We start from the raw sequence: 17409 nt of genomic DNA, 5'->3' as shown, positions 1-17409 counted from the left end.
TAAAACAATTAGAAATCCTTTAAAATATAATTATGAAAAAATTATTAAAATTATCCGCTTTTGTAGTTTTATCTTTATTCATGTTTCAAAGCTGTAGTGAAGATGAATCTAAAGACGCAATAAGCAATTATTCTGTTTTTGAAGCTGAAGAAGCTGAATTAGGAATTATTGTAGGTGAAACATCAGGAACAAGAACAGTTACTGTTTTAAATTCTTCTGTTGCTTCTTCAGATAGAGTATTTAATATTATTGTAGATACAGATGCAACTACGGCTGACCCTGCCAATTATGATGTAGCTAGTTCTGTTACTATTCCAGCTGGCGAAAGTACAGGAACTTTTGAAGTAACATCTACTAATGCAAATTTAGGGTTAGAATTACATTTAAAAATTGAACCACAAGAAGGTTGGTTTATAGGAAAGGATATTAAATTAAATATTGTTGATATTTGTGCAGATGGTACAGAAAAAGTAACTGTAGATATTGTTTTCGATGGATACGCTACTGAATCTGATTGGAATATTACTGATTCAAACGGAACGGTAGTTATGGAAGTTACTGGTTATGCAACAAATGTTGAGACAGATATTCAATCAGCTTGTTTAGCACATGGTGATTATACATTTACTATCAATGATTCATATGGTGACGGATTAAGTTACCCAGAAAATGGTGAATATAAAGTACTTGTTAACGGCAACCAAGTTGTAATAGGAGGCGGAAACTTTGGATCTTCTGCATCACACAATTTTACTGTAGGAAATTAATCATTTTTCCTTTTTATTTGAATTGAAAAACCTGCTTTTTAGTAGGTTTTTTTTATTTAAAACACTTGTTTTTTAAATGTTAAAACAGTAAAAAAAGAAGTTAAAGTTTGTTTTATTAACTTTTATTTATGATTTTTGGCCTTGGCTAATTCAAATAATTTATAAAAATGAAAACAAAGTTTAATGGATTTTTAACGCTATTACTAGCGTTTGTTGTGCAAATTACCTTTGCACAAGAACAAACAGTATCCGGTACGGTTGTTGACGAAAACAACATTCCGCTTCCAGGAGCCACTGTTTTAATTAAAGGTACTTCAACCGGTACTTCAACAGATTTTGATGGAAAATATTCTATCAATGCAAACAATGGTGACACATTATCATTCAGTTACGTTGGATACGCAACTCAAGATATTGCTGTTTCTTCGAACTCAATTAACGTTACTTTACAACCTGACAATTCTTTAGAAGAAGTTGTTGTAACTGCTATTGGTATTAAGCGTAAACCTGATGAGATTACAACTGCAAATCAAGTTGTAAAAGCTGATGAATTAAACCAAGCTGCTAACCCTAATGCTGTTCAAGCATTATCTGGTAAGGTATCTGGTTTACAAATTAACACTACATCTTCTGGTTTAACACAGAACAATCAAATTACATTAAGAGGACCTCGTTCTATATCTGGTGGTAACGGTGCCTTAATTGTTATTGACAATGTAGTTTCTTCTACGGAAGTTTTCCAAACAATGGATCCTAATACTATAGAAAGTGTTAATGTTATTAAAGGTGCGAATGGAGCTGCTTTATATGGAGAACTTGGAAAATCTGGTGTTATTATAGTAACAACTAAAAAAGGTGTTAAAGGTTCTGATAAGTTTACAGTAGATATTAGTTCTTCTGCTACATTTGAAGAAGTTGCTTTTTTACCTGAAACTCAAGATCGTTTTGGTCAAGGATGGGGAGGTAACATTGAAACTGTTGATCAGAGTTCATGGGGTGTTCCTTATAACGGAGCTCTTATACCTGTAGGTACACCAGATGCCAATGGTGACTACAGATTTTTTGAATACAGTCATATAGAAGATAATATTTTACCATTCTTTCAGACAGGTCTTAACTTACAAAACTCTATATCTATTGCTGGTGGTTCTATGGAATCAGGTTATGTAAACTTAAGTTATTTAAGACAAGATGTAGATGGTATTTTACCTACTACCAAATTATTAAAGAACAACTTCTCTTTAACAACTGGTAAAAAAATAGGTAAATTAACTGCTCAGGCTATTGCTAGATATACAGAAGAAAAAACTGATGACATCAATAACGTTGACGAAAATGGTTTTGGAAGTAGTATTTATAGTCAATTATCACAAATTGCTGGTAACATTCCTATCGAAGCTTTTGATAGTGGAGATAACGCAGATCACTGGACAGTATATGGTACAAGCCCATACTGGACATTGAAAAATGATAGATTAGATGGTAGAAGAAGAATTGTTGATTTAACAGGATCTTTAACTTATGAATTTAACGACAATATTAATGCCGTTTTCAGAGCTAATGTTAGAAACACACAAGATAGTGATGTAACAAGAAGAAATGGTTTTGTTGATGATGTAATATTAGTTGCAGGTAACAACAGAACAATTCGTTCGTATTATAAAACTGATATTGATACTGATAGAATAGTTACTAATGATTTCTTAGTTAACTTTGACTACAACTTAACAGAAGATATTACATTCAAATCTAACGTTGGTGTTAGTACATGGGATCGTAGATATTCTCGTTTAATATCTAGTGGATTAGACTTAGTTATTCCTGGTTTCTTCCACTTAAGTAATTTAGGTACTGTACCAGTAGCACAAGAAGCTAATCTTAGACACAGAAGAGCTGGTGTTTTCGCACAGGTTGATTTAGGTTATAAAGATTATTTATTCTTAAACGCTACAGGAAGAAATGACTGGAATTCAGTTTTACCTGAATCTAACAGAAGTTTCTTTTACCCATCTGTTGGTTTAGCTTTTATTCCTACTAAAGCATTCCCTGAGATAAAAAGTAAAGCTTTTCACAAAGCTAAATTATCTGCTTCTTACGTAAAAGTTGGTACTGCTGATGCTTTAGCTGCTCACCAATTATCTACTGTAGCAATAAACGATACATTCTACCCAAGTTCTGGTAATGTTTCTTTAATTGGTCAGAATTCAGTTGTAGATCCTAATATAGAAAATGAATTTATTAATTCATTTGAAGCAAATGTGAATTTAGAATTTTTAAACATTAAAGGACCTAGAATCACTTTAGATGCTTCTGCTTCATTAAGTAGAAACACTAACCAAATTTTAGAAACTTCTAGTTCATTTGCTACAGGATTTGGTAATGCAGTAGTTAATGTTGGAGAAACTAAATCTAACGCTTTTGAGGTTGATTTAGGTTTTACTCCAGTAAAAACAGAAGATTTTGAATTAAACGGTAGAGTTGGTTTCAGTACCTTTAAGACTACTGTTGAAAAAGTTTCTGATGAATCTGATAGAGTTCGTGTAGACGGTCGTACAAGTACTATAGGTACTTATGCTATTGAAGGAGAAGAGTTCCCAATGTTATTAGGTAATGGTTATGTAAGAGATGATCAAGGTCAAGTTGTTATTGACACTAATGGTAACCCAATCTCTCAATCAGAATTACAGGTTATGGGTCAGACTACTCCTGATTACATCTTAAACTTCTCTGTAAATGCAAGATATAAGAATTTCCGTTTTGCTGCTAATGCAGATTACAGAACTGGACATGTTTTCCATTCAGGTATTAAAAGAAGTTTAGCTAGTGTTGGTAAAACAATTGAAACTACACGTAATGATCGTTTACCATTTATATATCCTAACTCTACTGTACAAGGTACAAATGGTGCTCCTAATACAACAGTTGAAACTGCTGGAGGTAATCCATTAATCCACCCATATAATTTTGCGTATCTTTATTACCAAAACAGCTATATGAGTTTTGATGAAAACTTTATTACAGATGCTACTGCATTTAAATTAAGAGAAGTATCTTTAAGTTACGATTTACCAGTTAAATTTGTTCAACAACTTAAATTGAGTAAATTCAACGTTGGTGTAAGTGCAAGAAACTTATTAACTATTCTACCGTCTAGTAACAAAGACTATACTGATCCTGAATTTGCAGGAAGATTTGGACAGGCTGGGTTCCAGAGAACTCCTCCTACAAGACATTATAGTGTAAGAGTAAACTTTGCTTTTTAAATAAAAAAAATATAAAATGAAGAAAACAATTAAAATAAGCACGTTATTATTACTTTTTATAAGTGTAATATCTTGTGATAGCTATTTAGACGTTAACGATGCGCTAGATAATCAACCATTAGATCAACTTAATCCGAATGAGTTGATGGTTGGTGCTCAAGAAACAACTGCTGCAACTTTTACCAACAGATTGAATCGTGTTGGTAACTTTATGGCTGTAGCTTGGTCTGGAGATTATCAAGCAGTTCAATCTGCTTATCCTGCAGAATCTACTTATTTATTTACCAGTACATTTTACAACGATGTATGGGATGACTTATATAGATATACTTCAAATCTTACAACTATCGAAAATTATAACGATGGTCAAGATTGGAGTAACCATAAAGCTGCTGCTAAAATATTGAAGGCTTTTTACTTACAATATATTGTAGATTTATATGGTAACGCACCTTTTTCAGAAGCTCATAACCCAGCAATATTATTCCCTGTGTATGATAATGGAGAAGATATTTACAAAGGTCTTATTACTCTAACTGATGAAGCAATTGCTTTAATAGATAATAATTCTAACGCTCTTTCAATGAACGCTACTGATATTACTTTTCAAGGTAATATGACTTTATGGAAGCAATTTGCAAACACTGTTAAACTTAGATTATTAAACCGTTTAACTATAAAAGCAGGTCAAGATGCTAACTTAAACACTTATGTTCAGTCTAAATTTGCTGAGTTAAATGGAGTTACTTTTATATCTCAAAATGTAATGGTAAACCCTGGGTATTCTAACCAAGATAACGCTCAAAATCCTTTCTGGGAGTCTTACGGTGCAAATGTTGCAGGTGTTGCTACTTTTAACAATCTTCAGACTGGACCATCTCAATTTGCTTTTAACTTATTAGATAACTCTAATGATCCTAGATTAAACCGTTTATGGAAACCAGGATCTGGAATTTTCCAAGGTACTCAACAAAACGGTGGTGGTGGTGCTGCTAATATTGGAGACGGTATCTTAACAGGTCCAGATCAGCCTTTACCTATAATGTTAGCTGCAGAAAGTTATTTATTACAAGCTGAAGCTATAGAAAGAGGTTTCTTAACTGGAGGTTCTGCACAAGCTTTATTTAACCAAGGTGTAGCTGCTTCATTCAGTCATTTAGGTGCTGGTAGTTCTACTGCTTATTTAGCTGCTAACTCTACAGATCAAAGATTAGCTTATGGAGCAGGTAACAATTTAGAAGCTATTTTAACACAAAAGTGGATTGCTTTAACAAGTGTTTCTGGAGCAGAATTATGGATTGAATACAACAGAACTGGATTCCCTGCAAACTTACCATTGCCAGCAGGTTCAACAGATCCTAATATCCCTGTTAGATTATTATACCCAGCTTCTGAGTATTCTGGTAATTCAGCAAATGTTGTAAACCAAGAAAGAGCTGACGCTTTCACTTCAAAAGTATTTTGGGACGTAAACTAATAAAAGAAAATACGACTAAGCTAATTGAAAAATTAGCTTAGTTAATATCAAAAAATAAAACAAATATGAAAAATTTAAGAAAATTTTTAGCAGTCTTAACTGTAGCTTTCTTAGTTGTTTCTTGTGATCAAGATGAAAGTATTCCTAACATACCTAGAGACAATTCAACTAATGCTACAATTCAAGAAGACAATGTTACAGTAAGTGAAGGTGGGAGCCCAAGTATTACTGTAGTTCAAGAAGGATTAGTTGAGGAAAAATTTGATGCTTTAGAACTTGGTACATTTGTATCTGGTCAAATAGGTATTAGAGTTATTGGTGGTACAGCTGTTCAAGGTGAAGATTTTGATTTCACTATACCTACAGTTCCTCAAGTTAGTTATTTCTTACAGCAAGGAGGATATTACTATGGTTATGATGCTTCTGTGAACTTACAAAACACTCTTAGTAATTTTATTTCTATTACTAACGACGGAGTTACAGAAGGTCCAGAAACTATTGAATTAGCTTTATTCCCTGTTGGAATTGGTGCTGTAGTAATTAATGATACTGTTACTATAACTATTAACGACTAATAAAGTAGTTTATATAACACTCAAAAAACCACCTCATATTCGAGGTGGTTTTTTTATACCATAAATTCAACCTACATTTGCAGTCTAAATTTAAATCATGCAACAAAGTATAATATTCGGATCTAGAGCAGTTATTGAAGCCATTAAAGCCGGTACAGATATAGAAAAAGTTTTCTTACTAAAAGAAGCTCAAAATGATTTATCTAAAGAGTTGTTTGAATTGATAAAAAAAGAAAAAATTTCTTTTCAATATGTTCCTTCTCAAAAATTTAATAAGTATCAAGATAAAAACCACCAAGGAGTTTATGCCAAAGTAGCCTTAGTAAAAACTATAGCTATTGAAGAATTGTGTGAGTCTTTAAATTTAGAAACAAACCCTACTCTACTATTATTAGATCAAATAACTGATGTAAGAAATTTTGGAGCTATTGCTCGTACTGCTGTTTGTACAGATGTAAAAGGAATAATTATTTTAGATAAAGGTAGCGCTCCAATAAATGCAGATGCCATAAAAACTTCGGCTGGAGCATTGTTTAATATACCTGTTTGTAAAGTAAACCACTTAAAAGATGCTATATATCATTTGCAAGGCTCTGGATTTCAAGTGGTTGCCGCAACTGAAAAAACAGATGAAATGATTTATAATATCGACTTAAACAAACCTACTGCTATTATTATGGGGTCTGAAGAACGAGGAATAAACCCATCTACACTTAAAATTTGCGATTACAAAGCAAAATTGCCTATGTATGGAGAAATAGCCTCACTTAATGTTTCTGTAGCTTGTGGAGCATTTTTATATGAAACCGTTAGACAAAAGACTTTATAAAAGTAAATTATTATTCTTCATCTAATATCAAATTACCATCTTCATCTAAAAAAGGAAGGTTAGCTACAAACTTGCCATTTTCGTCAAAATGTTCTAGAAACAATTCTTGATTAGGGGTTAAGGCTGGTCTTTTTATAGCTTGTACTAATATCTCATTTTTAAAAAAGAAACTCAATAAAATTCCTGCTACCATTCCTGCTAAATGACCTTCCCAGGAGACACCATCTACAATTGGTAAAACATACCAAATCATTCCTCCATATAGAAAAACCAAGCACAAAGTCAATGCTATGAGATGATAATTTTTAGAAAAGAACCCTTTTGCCATTATAAAGCTTGCCAACATATAAATTACCCCACTCATCCCTATATGATAAGAATTTCTTCCTATTAACCAGGTTAAAGAACCAGATAGCAATAATCCTATCCAAAAAACTCTTAAGAAGTTTTTTTTATAAAAAACTCTTATTGCTAACATTAACACAAAGAATGTAATAGAATTATTCGTTATATGCTTTAAATCTGAATGTATAAAAGGGGAAGCAACAACACCTATTAATCCAGATAGTTTTCTAGGATAAACTCCAAATTTTGTAAAATCATTTCCAAAATTAATCTCAACTAAAAATACCGTCCACATAAGTAAAATGAACAGAACTGGATAAAAAATAATATTTATTATATCATAAAATCGTTTCATATAATAACTAAGTTACAATTTACTAGCCAAAAAAGAGAAACTGTTAAATTGTCAAAACTACTCATATTTGTATTTTTACCTTATGAACAAACCATTAGCAGAAAGATTACGTCCAAATAGTTTAGAAGATTATATTAGTCAAGAACATTTAGTTGGAGATAAAGGCTCTTTAAGTAATCAAATAAAACAAGGTGTTATTCCTTCTTTAATTTTTTGGGGACCACCAGGAACAGGTAAAACTACATTAGCAAATATCATTGCCAAAACATCTGAACGGCCATTTTATACTTTAAGTGCAATCAATTCTGGAGTTAAAGATATTAGAGAAGTTATAGAATCTGCTAAAAAAAATACAGGCTTATTTACTACTAAAAACCCTATCTTGTTTATTGATGAAATTCATCGATTTAGTAAATCGCAACAAGATTCTCTTTTAGGAGCTGTAGAAAAAGGAATTATTACTTTAATAGGGGCTACAACAGAAAATCCTAGTTTTGAAGTTATTCCTGCTCTATTGTCAAGATGTCAGGTATACATACTCAACCACTTTAGTAAAGAAGACTTAATTACTTTATTAGAAAAAGCCATCCAACAAGATGATATCATTTCAAAAAAGAAAATTATTCTAAAAGAAACTGAAGCGTTACTTAGAATTTCTGGCGGTGATGGTAGAAAACTACTTAATACTTTTGAACTATTAGTAAACAACTCTAATACAGATGAAGTAATTATAACAAATAAATTAGTTTTAAACACAGTACAAAAAAATACAGTACTGTACGATAAAACAGGTGAACAACATTATGATATCATTTCTGCCTTTATCAAATCTATTAGAGGAAGTGATCCGAATGGAGCTGTATATTGGTTAGCAAGAATGATAGAAGGAGGCGAAGATGTTAAGTTTATTGCTAGACGATTAATTATTTTAGCTAGTGAAGATATCGGTAATGCTAACCCAACAGCGCTCATAATGGCAAACAACTGTTTTCAAGCTGTTACTACCATTGGTTTCCCTGAAGCTAGAATTATTTTAAGCCAATGCGTAATTTATCTGGCCACATCTGCTAAAAGTAATGCTTCTTATATGGCAATTGGAAAAGCACAACAACTAGTTAAACAAACTGGAGACTTATCTGTTCCGTTACACTTAAGAAATGCACCTACTAAGTTAATGAAAGATCTAGGGTATGGAGATAATTACCAATACGCACATAACTATGAAAACAACTTTGTTGCTGAGGAATTCTTACCCAACGAGCTAAGCGGCACTACCCTATTCGAACCATCAAATAATGCTCGAGAAAATGCTCAACGTGACTTTTTAAAATTACGTTGGAAAAACAAATATAGATACTAAAAATAGCTTAACTATTAATTGGATAGTTCTTGAAATTTATGTAATTTAACTTCTCCAGAGTAATCAATTATTTCAACTAAAAAACTACCGTTTTCATCATAGTAACCTATTCCCTTTTCTTTATGTAATATTACATGATAAATTCCTTTCTTTGAAGATTTAGAAAGCGTTCCAATACTTATATCGCAGTCTTTCTTTACTATGTTTTTATAAAAAGGCCCGTCTAATACAGTCTGAAAAGCATATTTCTCTCCTTTAAACATGTAATCTGTACCATGATTTAAATAAATACGTTCTTTTTTACAGATTCCTTTTTTAAATTATCCTTATTAACCTTAATTTCTTTTTCAACTACTACAACTTCTTCTTTAGGCTCATATCTATAGTGGTAACCATCAAAAGATTTTAAAGACATTCTAATTGCCTCTAAATAAGAAGCTCTGACGTTTTTAGATATGCTTTTTCCTTCTTTCGTTGTGTAAACAACTTTACCTTCACAATCAACCAAATCTATAGTTGCTTTAGTTGCAAACATGTTGCTCTTAGCATTGATTATCGGTTTTAAGTAAGAACAGGTATTAGTTTTCACTTCTTTTGGCAAATCTTCTGTTTCTAAATAAGCCTCTAACCCCAATTGCTTGAACTTATGCTTTAACAAACTATTTAATTGATATTGATCTTCTGTTTTCTGAAATTCATATTGAATAGGAACAACCACATATTTATAATTATTCAATACTTTTTGTGCACTTACTAATGAAGTAATAAATAATGCTGATATAACGAATAAAAATCTTTTCATTTTTTTTATTTAAAATATTTCTTGTAATTCATTTAAGTGATTTACTTGTTTAATTGTAGTAGGTAAAATTTCTTGATGGTAATTATAGCAAATAGCATCTAATCCTATATCTAGAGCTCCTAAAATATCTGCTTCATAGCTATCGCCTATCATAATAGCGTTTTCTTTTTTAACATTTGCCAATTCCAAAGCCATTTCAAATATTTTAGGGTTGGGTTTTTTAACACCTGCCATTTCAGAATTTACTACCACATCAAAATAACGTATTAAATCTGTATTATTCAATTTACCTACTTGTACTTCCTGAAATCCATTAGTAATAATATGTAATTTATACTTAGGTTTTAAATATTCTAAAAGCTGCTCTGCCCCTTCTAATAAATGAGTTTGCTTAGATAGATAGTATATATACTCATCGGCTATTTTATAAATTACTTCATCTGTAATATTATAATTAATAACATTAAATGTATCTCTTAAACGCTTATACCTTAAGGTTTCTTTATCAATTTTTTCTTCTCTAAACAATTTCCATAGATGTATATTTATCTGTTTGTAAGCAGATAAAAAAGTAATTATATCCACATCTAAAGACAATTTGCTAAAAATAATTCCATAACTTATTTCTGAATTTTTATCAAAATCCCATAAAGTGTGGTCTAAATCAAAAAAAATATCTGTGATCTTTTTCATTGTACAATTTTAAACAAATATAGTAGATGCTAAATTATAAATAGTAAATAAAAACTATTTCCTATAAAAGCAGTATACTTTTTTAAATACTAAAACCTTAAATTAAATATAGTTTTATTAAATTTGCTTGCTTAACAGCAACAACTACAATTCCGTCATGGAAACAAACAACAGAACGTATGTTTTTGACTTCGATAGCACACTTACTCGTGTAGAAGCTCTAGACATTCTTGCCGAAATAACTCTGGCAAACAACCCTGAAAAGCATAAGATCATTGAGGAAATCCAAAATATTACCAATAAAGGTATAGATGGAGACATTTCTTTTACTGAATCTTTAGAGAGTAGAATCAAACTTTTAAACGCTAAAAAAAGTGACTTAAATGAACTTATTAGACGTTTAAAAAGACAAGTATCTAAGTCTATTGAAGACAATAAAGAGTTTTTTGAAACACATGCAGAAGATATTTATGTTATTTCTTGTGGTTTTAAAGAATTCATTGATCCAATTGTAAAAGACTATAATATACCTTCTGAAAGAGTTTATGCTAATACTTTTGAGTTTGATGACAAAGAGGCTATTATAGGTTTTGATTCAGAAAATGTATTATCTCAACATGATGGAAAAATAGATTGTCTTAAGAACTTAAACTTACCAGGGGAAGTACAAGTAATAGGAGATGGATATAGTGATTATGTGATGAGAAAAGCTGGTATTGCAGATAAGTTCTTTGCATACACCGAAAATGTTTCAAGAGATAAAGCCATAGATAACGCAGACCATATTACACCTAATTTAGACGAATTTTTATACTTAAATAAATTGCCAAGAAAGATCTCATTCCCAAAGCACCGTATTAAAATTTTATTACTAGAAAACGTACATCCTGATGCTTTTGAGCGTTTAACTGATGACGGATTTACGGTAGAAACGGTTTCAAGAAGTTTATCTGAAGAAGAACTAATTGAAAGAATAAAAGATATTCATGTTTTAGGAATACGTTCTAAAACACAAGTAACCCAAAAAGTAATTGATGCGGCAGAAAAGCTAATGGCCGTAGGTGCTTTTTGTATTGGTACTAAGCAAATTAATCTAGAAGCTTGTAAAAATAAAGGAGTAGTTGTTTTTAACGCTCCTTATAGCAATACTAGATCTGTTGTTGAATTGGCTATTGGTGAAATTATAATGTTAATGCGATCGGTTTTTGCCCGTAGCACAGAATTACACAATGGTGAATGGAATAAAACAGCAAAAGGATCTAGAGAAGTTCGTGGCAAAAAACTAGGTATAGTTGGTTATGGTAATATCGGTAAGCAATTATCTGTATTAGCAGAATCAATGGGTATGCAAGTTTATTACTATGATATTGAAGATCGCTTAGCATTAGGTAACGCCAAAAAGTGTCATACCTTAGAAGAATTATTATCTACTTCTGATGTAGTTTCTTTGCACATAGATGACAATGCAAACAACAAAAACTTTATTGGAGAAGAAGAAATAAAACATATGAAAGATGGTGCAGTATTAGTGAATCTTTCGAGAGGTTTTGTAGTAGATATTCCTGCTTTAAAAACTGCTCTAGAATCTAAAAAACTATCTGGAGCTGCTGTTGATGTTTTTCCTGTAGAGCCTAGAGCTAACGGATCATTTGTAACCGATTTAAAAGGAATTCCTAATGTAATACTAACTCCTCATGTTGGTGGTAGTACAGAAGAGGCGCAAAAAGATATTGCAGATTTTGTTCCTGGTAAAATCATGAATTACATTAATTCAGGTAATACGGTAGATGCTGTTAACTTCCCTAATATCCGTTTACCAAGACAAAACAATAGACACCGATTTTTACATATTCATAAAAATGTTCCAGGTATTATGGCAAAAATAAATAAAGTAGTTGCTAAATACGATTTAAATTTAACTGGACAATACTTGGCTACCGACGATTCTGTTGGTTATGTAATAGTAGATGTAGATAAAGAATATAATAACGAAGTTTTACAAGCTTTAAAAGATATAGAACATACTATAAAATTTAGAGTTCTTTATTAAAAACGATAAAAAAGCACCTTTTAAAAGGTGCTTTTTTATTATCTCAATAATACTTTAGATTTTTCTTGAATAATTTTATCGACAGGTTTACCTTCTATTTTACTTTCTAACCACGAAAGTATATCTAAGTACAAAAACGCTCTTCTTTCATAAGGATGATCTTCATATACTTTTAACTTAGTGTGAAGGTTTTTAAAAGCCTTTTTAATTTGATGTGGGTAAATATCTGTTACCTCTCTTAAAAACTGAAGCATTTCCTTTTGAACCTGATGTAAATCGTTCATTTTTAACAAAAAACGATAGGTACTCTTTAATTGTTTTTCTAAATTAAAATCTAAACCCTCTTCATAATGTGCTACCAAGTTAAGAATTCTAGAAAAACACATTAAATCTTCCCTACCTTTTAATTCTTTATTGTTTATTATTCTTCCTAAATACTCTATACAACTTTTATTATTACCTGCTCCAAAAAACAAACAACCTATTTTATAATAAAATAACATAATATGATGTTGATCTAATCTGTTTTTATACTTTTCAATTAAAGCTTCTACTTCATCAACTAAAACTAGACCTTCTTTAAAAGCTCCTTTTAAAAAGTAAGCATTCATTTTATTGGTATATAGATACACAAAACCTAAGGTTTCAGTATTATCATTTTTTATGATACGTCCATTCTCTAAATTTTCTTCTAACTTATCTAAAGTCTCTTCAAATTGAGTTTGATGTTTTATAAGAAATAGAGATTCTAATAAATAATGTTGTCCCTTTAAATAAAAAACTGGGTTAACTTCTATCATTTTGGGATACTCACTAAAAAGCATTACCCATTTATTAGCATATTTATAGCATAACAAAAAATCTTGTATTAAAAAACTATACCAAAGTTTTGCTTTATACAACCATAGTTTTTCGCGAAAACTTAATTCCTCAAAATTATACTTTGGCATTCGATCTTGATAATACTCTGTAACTTCACTGTAGTCCTCTTCATTTTTAACATAACCTACTTTTAACAACAAACCATATAACTGCAAAGACAGATTAGATAGTTTACTAGCAATTACATTAAGTTTACTAAGTTCTTTCGCTTGTACTGCCAATTCATCGGCTCTAGAAGCTATACTTCTTGTTATGTATTGTGTTTCTATTACCTTTTCTAGTTCAACTATTTCGTAAGCTAAGTTTTTCTCTTCGTATTCTAAGGCTGTAGTTTTAGCTTTTTCTAATACTTTTAAACTCTGATTATAAAGTCCTTTATTATATAATATAGTAGCATAATCTAATTGTTCTCTTAAAAGAACTCTTATATTTTTATGAGCAGGATTTAAACGTAAACTTTTTAATATTTGCTTATATAAATTTGCCTTTAAATTAGATAATTGTTGCTTTGATACAATTCCCTTTTTAATTATAATTTGTTCATCATACAATTCACTTTTGTCTAAATGGCTAAATAAACTCAAAAACTTTGCATTAGTATTTCCTTCTAATCGGCCTACAAACAACTTAAACTGTCGTTTTTCAGATTTAGAAAGTGACTTAATTAATTTAAAAAGTGGTTCTTTTTGACTATTTAACATTGTAAAACTATAACCTGCTACCTCTTTTAAACACTGAGTTTTTACCTATTATTATTCCTTTTGAACACTGTAAAACTCGAACAAAAAATAACTTATTACTACAACACAAAGTATACATTCGTTTTATAAAACAAAATTTTTTAAACGTATTTTTTAGTTATGAGTACCAATCAAGTTCAAATTTTTGATACAACTCTTAGGGACGGAGAGCAAGTTCCTGGATGCAAACTAAACACCAAGCAAAAATTAATTATTGCCGAAAAATTAGATTTATTAGGTGTAGATATTATCGAAGCTGGATTTCCTGTTTCAAGCCCTGGAGATTTTAACTCTGTATCAGAAATTGCTAAACTGGTAAAAAATGCTACTGTATGCGGATTAACAAGAGCCGTAAAAAAAGATATTGAAGTTGCTGCAGATGCTTTAAAACACGCTAAAAAACCTAGAATTCATACCGGAATTGGAACCTCGGAATCTCATATTAAATATAAATTCAACTCCAATAAAGAGGCTATTATAGAAAGAGCTGTTAAGGCCGTATCGTATGCTAAAACTTTTGTTGAAGATGTAGAGTTTTATGCAGAAGATGCAGGTAGAACAGATAATGAATTTTTAGCGCAAGTTTGCGAAGCAGTAATAAAAGCTGGTGCAACTGTATTAAACATTCCTGATACAACTGGTTATTGTTTACCAGAAGAATATGGTGCTAAAATAAAATACTTAAAAGAAAATGTTACAGGAATAGATAAGGCTATCCTTTCTTGCCACTGTCATAACGATTTAGGTCTAGCAACAGCTAATTCTATTGCGGGAGCAATTAATGGTGCTAGACAAATAGAATGTACCATTAATGGTATTGGAGAAAGAGCAGGAAATACTTCTTTAGAAGAAGTAACAATGATCTTAAAACAACATCCTTATCTAAACTTAAATACTAATATCAATTCTAAAATGCTTACAGATATTAGTCATTTAGTTTCAGATAGTATGGGTATGGTTGTACAACCCAATAAAGCTATTGTTGGTTCTAATGCCTTTGCACATAGCTCAGGTATTCATCAAGATGGAGTAATTAAAAACCGAGAAACATACGAAATTATTGATCCTGCAGAAGTTGGTGTTAATGAATCATCTATTATTTTAACAGCAAGAAGTGGTAGAGCTGCTTTGGCTTACCGAGCAAAAAATGTTGGCTATGAGTTAACTAAGCTAGAGTTAGATAAAGTATATAGTGAGTTTTTAAATTTTGCAGATAAAAAGAAAGAAGTAATCGATGAAGACATTCATCAGATCATGAAATTAACAGGAATTGTAAAACCCGTTTATGCGTAATTATGAAAAAGACATTATTTGATAAAGTATGGGATAAACATGTAGTTGATAGCATACCAGACGGACCACAAATACTATATATAGACAAACATCTTATTCATGAGGTAACTAGTCCACAAGCTTTTAATGAATTAGAAAAACGAGAGATTCCTATATTTAGGCCTCAACAAATAATTGCTACTGCAGATCATAACACTCCTACAGTAGATCAACATTTACCCATTAAAGATGAGTTGTCTAGAAACCAACTGGAACAGCTTACTAAAAACTGTTCTAAAAACAACATAGAACTTTATGGATTAGGACATAAAAATAATGGTATTGTACATGTTATTGCTCCAGAACTAGGAATTACACAACCGGGTATGACAATGGTATGTGGTGATAGCCACACCTCTACTCATGGTGCTTTTGGCACTATAGCTTTTGGTATAGGTACCAGCCAAGTAGCACAAGTATTTGCGAGCCAATGTTTACTTTTAACAAAACCTAAAAGTATGCGTATTAGTGTTAATGGTAACTTATCTAAAGGTGTTACTCCTAAAGATGTAGTACTTTATATTATCTCTAAATTAGGTACAGATGCTGGAACTGGTCATTTTATAGAGTTTGCTGGTGATGTTTTTGAAAACATGAGTATGGAAGGAAGGATGACTGTTTGTAATATGAGTATAGAAATGGGAGCTAGAGGAGGAATGATTGCTCCAGATCAAACTACTTATAACTATGTTCAAAATAGAGAATTTGCTCCTAAAGGTATTGACTTTGAAAATAAAGTGAAAGAATGGAAACTTCTTAAATCTGATATAGACGCTGTATTTGATACTGAATATCAATTCGATGCATCAGATATTGCTCCAATGATTACCTATGGTACAAATCCCGGTATGGGAATCAAAATAACCGATTCTATTCCTGAAGAAGATAATGAATCTTTTGAAAAATCTCTTGCCTATATGGGCTTTCAAAAAGGAGAATCTTTAATTAATAAAGAAATTAACTATGTCTTTATTGGAAGCTGTACAAATTCTAGAATAGAAGATTTTAGAATTGCAGCAGAGTACATAAATGGTAAACAAAAAGCTAAAAACATCAATGCTTGGCTAGTACCTGGATCTCATAAAGTGGCTAATCAAATAAAAGAAGAAGGATTAGATAAGATTTTCACTAAAGCTGGTTTTGAGTTAAGACAACCTGGCTGTTCTGCTTGTTTAGCCATGAACGATGATAAAATTCCAGAAGGAGAGTATTGTGTATCTACTTCTAATAGAAACTTTGAAGGTAGACAAGGACAAGGAGCAAAAACGCTCTTAGCAAGTCCGTTAGTTGCTGCTGCAACTGCTGTAGAAGGAAAAATTATTGACATTACTAAACATTTAAATTAACGATGGAAAAGTTTACAACCATACAATCTACTGCAATTCCATTAGCGATAGAAAATATAGATACCGATCAAATTATACCTGCAAGGTTTTTAAAGGCTACAGACAGAAATGGCTTTGGCGATAATGTGTTTAGAGATTGGCGCTATTATAAAGATGGTAGCATAAACCCAAATTTTATTTTAAACAATTCAACCTACAAAGGAAATATTCTAATAGCTGGTAACAACTTTGGTTGTGGTTCTAGCAGAGAACATGCTGCTTGGGCTATAAGCGATTATGGATTTAGAGCTGTTATATCTAGCTTTTTTGCCGATATATTTAAAGGAAATGCTTTAAACAATGGGTTACTACCTGTACAAGTTAGTCCTGAATTCTTAAAGATATTATTAGAAAAAACAACTAACAACCCCAAAACAATTATTAAAATTGATTTAGTTGAACAAACTATTAGTATCCCTGAATTAGAACTCCAAGAAAGTTTTGAAATCAATAATTACAAGAAGACCTGTCTGTTAAATGGCTATGACGATATTGACTACTTAATTAGCCAACAAGAAAAAATTAAACAATTCGAATTACAAAATAGTTAAGAT

15 protein-coding genes are annotated in these 17409 nt (G+C 31.1%); 10 read left to right on the top strand and 5 right to left on the bottom strand.

Annotated features, from left to right (window positions below):
• Positions 1–32: 32 nt before the first annotated feature.
• The 5 genes from ACFQ1O_RS12835 (at position 33) to rlmB (ending at position 6911) form a co-directional block, all read left to right on the top strand.
• Positions 33–767: a hypothetical protein gene (locus tag ACFQ1O_RS12835; protein WP_377716496.1), complete on the top strand. Its 735-nt coding sequence runs from the start codon at positions 33–35 to the stop codon at positions 765–767.
• A 167-nt stretch (positions 768–934) separates the two neighbouring features.
• Positions 935–4030 (top strand): SusC/RagA family TonB-linked outer membrane protein, encoded by a 3096-nt coding sequence (locus ACFQ1O_RS12830; RefSeq protein WP_377716493.1) that lies wholly within the window; start codon positions 935–937, stop codon positions 4028–4030.
• Positions 4031–4046: 16 nt separating this feature from the next.
• Positions 4047–5507, top strand: coding sequence for a SusD/RagB family nutrient-binding outer membrane lipoprotein (locus tag ACFQ1O_RS12825; protein ID WP_377716490.1), 1461 nt, complete (start codon positions 4047–4049; stop codon positions 5505–5507).
• Between the two features lie 65 nt (positions 5508–5572).
• Positions 5573–6082: a hypothetical protein gene (locus ACFQ1O_RS12820; RefSeq protein WP_377716487.1), complete on the top strand. Its 510-nt coding sequence runs from the start codon at positions 5573–5575 to the stop codon at positions 6080–6082.
• A 94-nt stretch (positions 6083–6176) separates the two neighbouring features.
• Positions 6177–6911, top strand: a complete 735-nt coding sequence (gene rlmB, locus ACFQ1O_RS12815; RefSeq protein WP_377716884.1) for a 23S rRNA (guanosine(2251)-2'-O)-methyltransferase RlmB — start codon at positions 6177–6179, stop codon at positions 6909–6911.
• A gap of 10 nt (positions 6912–6921) precedes the next feature.
• On the opposite strand, the gene ACFQ1O_RS12810 is transcribed toward rlmB, so the two are convergent.
• Complete coding sequence (locus ACFQ1O_RS12810) at positions 6922–7551, bottom strand: rhomboid family intramembrane serine protease (RefSeq protein ID WP_377716484.1); 630 nt, start codon at positions 7549–7551, stop codon at positions 6922–6924.
• Between the two features lie 142 nt (positions 7552–7693).
• Here ACFQ1O_RS12810 and ACFQ1O_RS12805 point away from each other — a divergent pair, with 142 nt between their 5' ends.
• On the top strand, positions 7694–8971 hold the full coding sequence (locus ACFQ1O_RS12805) for a replication-associated recombination protein A (protein WP_377716482.1): 1278 nt from the start codon (positions 7694–7696) through the stop codon (positions 8969–8971).
• A gap of 14 nt (positions 8972–8985) precedes the next feature.
• Here the strand turns inward: ACFQ1O_RS12805 and ACFQ1O_RS12800 are convergent, their stop codons facing one another.
• The 3 genes from ACFQ1O_RS12800 to ACFQ1O_RS12790 are packed head-to-tail and all read right to left on the bottom strand — an operon-like array spanning position 8986 to position 10466.
• Complete coding sequence (locus ACFQ1O_RS12800; protein WP_377716479.1) at positions 8986–9234, bottom strand: hypothetical protein; 249 nt, start codon at positions 9232–9234, stop codon at positions 8986–8988.
• A 17-nt stretch (positions 9235–9251) separates the two neighbouring features.
• Entirely contained in the window at positions 9252–9773 is a 522-nt protein-coding gene (locus ACFQ1O_RS12795; protein WP_377716477.1) for a hypothetical protein, read from the bottom strand.
• Between the two features lie 9 nt (positions 9774–9782).
• Positions 9783–10466, bottom strand: a complete 684-nt coding sequence (locus ACFQ1O_RS12790) for a YjjG family noncanonical pyrimidine nucleotidase (RefSeq protein ID WP_377716474.1) — start codon at positions 10464–10466, stop codon at positions 9783–9785.
• 157 nt (positions 10467–10623) lie between these two features.
• On the opposite strand from ACFQ1O_RS12790, the gene serA reads away from it, so the two are divergent.
• Entirely contained in the window at positions 10624–12516 is a 1893-nt protein-coding gene (serA, locus tag ACFQ1O_RS12785; protein ID WP_377716471.1) for a phosphoglycerate dehydrogenase, read from the top strand.
• 38 nt (positions 12517–12554) lie between these two features.
• Here serA and ACFQ1O_RS12780 read toward each other — a convergent pair whose 3' ends face one another.
• On the bottom strand, positions 12555–14099 hold the full coding sequence (locus ACFQ1O_RS12780) for a hypothetical protein (protein WP_377716467.1): 1545 nt from the start codon (positions 14097–14099) through the stop codon (positions 12555–12557).
• A 159-nt stretch (positions 14100–14258) separates the two neighbouring features.
• Here ACFQ1O_RS12780 and ACFQ1O_RS12775 point away from each other — a divergent pair, with 159 nt between their 5' ends.
• The 3 genes from ACFQ1O_RS12775 to leuD are packed head-to-tail and all read left to right on the top strand — an operon-like array spanning position 14259 to position 17406.
• The gene (locus ACFQ1O_RS12775) at positions 14259–15431 is read left to right on the top strand and encodes a 2-isopropylmalate synthase (protein WP_377716464.1); all 1173 of its coding nucleotides are present in this window, start codon (positions 14259–14261) and stop codon (positions 15429–15431) included.
• A gap of 2 nt (positions 15432–15433) precedes the next feature.
• Complete coding sequence (leuC, locus tag ACFQ1O_RS12770; protein ID WP_377716461.1) at positions 15434–16816, top strand: 3-isopropylmalate dehydratase large subunit; 1383 nt, start codon at positions 15434–15436, stop codon at positions 16814–16816.
• Between the two features lie 2 nt (positions 16817–16818).
• A complete protein-coding gene (gene leuD, locus ACFQ1O_RS12765) occupies positions 16819–17406 on the top strand; it encodes a 3-isopropylmalate dehydratase small subunit (RefSeq protein WP_377716459.1) in 588 nt (195 codons plus the stop codon).
• Positions 17407–17409: the final 3 nt, after the last annotated feature.

The sequence above is a fragment of the Pseudofulvibacter geojedonensis genome (assembly GCF_042675745.1).
GTDB classification, from domain to species: Bacteria; Bacteroidota; Bacteroidia; order Flavobacteriales; family Flavobacteriaceae; genus Pseudofulvibacter; species Pseudofulvibacter geojedonensis.
Note: the sequence above shows the minus strand (reverse complement) of the source record. Positions and strands in the feature narration are given on the sequence as shown.

What these genes read in the sequence shown, in the direction of transcription:
- ACFQ1O_RS12795 (WP_377716477.1), bottom strand. Translation starts at nt 9,773, where the DNA reads ATGAAAAGATTTTTATTCGTTATATCAGCATTATTTATTACTTCATTA.
- ACFQ1O_RS12810 (WP_377716484.1), bottom strand. Translation starts at nt 7,551, where the DNA reads ATGTGGACGGTATTTTTAGTTGAGATTAATTTTGGAAATGATTTTACA.
- ACFQ1O_RS12820 (WP_377716487.1), top strand. Translation starts at nt 5,573, where the DNA reads ATGAAAAATTTAAGAAAATTTTTAGCAGTCTTAACTGTAGCTTTCTTA.
- ACFQ1O_RS12830 (WP_377716493.1), top strand. Translation starts at nt 935, where the DNA reads ATGAAAACAAAGTTTAATGGATTTTTAACGCTATTACTAGCGTTTGTT.
- ACFQ1O_RS12835 (WP_377716496.1), top strand. Translation starts at nt 33, where the DNA reads ATGAAAAAATTATTAAAATTATCCGCTTTTGTAGTTTTATCTTTATTC.
- ACFQ1O_RS12790 (WP_377716474.1), bottom strand. Translation starts at nt 10,466, where the DNA reads ATGAAAAAGATCACAGATATTTTTTTTGATTTAGACCACACTTTATGG.
- ACFQ1O_RS12780 (WP_377716467.1), bottom strand. Translation starts at nt 14,099, where the DNA reads ATGTTAAATAGTCAAAAAGAACCACTTTTTAAATTAATTAAGTCACTT.
- ACFQ1O_RS12825 (WP_377716490.1), top strand. Translation starts at nt 4,047, where the DNA reads ATGAAGAAAACAATTAAAATAAGCACGTTATTATTACTTTTTATAAGT.
- ACFQ1O_RS12775 (WP_377716464.1), top strand. Translation starts at nt 14,259, where the DNA reads ATGAGTACCAATCAAGTTCAAATTTTTGATACAACTCTTAGGGACGGA.
- leuD (WP_377716459.1), top strand. Translation starts at nt 16,819, where the DNA reads ATGGAAAAGTTTACAACCATACAATCTACTGCAATTCCATTAGCGATA.
- leuC (WP_377716461.1), top strand. Translation starts at nt 15,434, where the DNA reads ATGAAAAAGACATTATTTGATAAAGTATGGGATAAACATGTAGTTGAT.
- ACFQ1O_RS12800 (WP_377716479.1), bottom strand. Translation starts at nt 9,234, where the DNA reads ATGTTTAAAGGAGAGAAATATGCTTTTCAGACTGTATTAGACGGGCCT.
- ACFQ1O_RS12805 (WP_377716482.1), top strand. Translation starts at nt 7,694, where the DNA reads ATGAACAAACCATTAGCAGAAAGATTACGTCCAAATAGTTTAGAAGAT.
- serA (WP_377716471.1), top strand. Translation starts at nt 10,624, where the DNA reads ATGGAAACAAACAACAGAACGTATGTTTTTGACTTCGATAGCACACTT.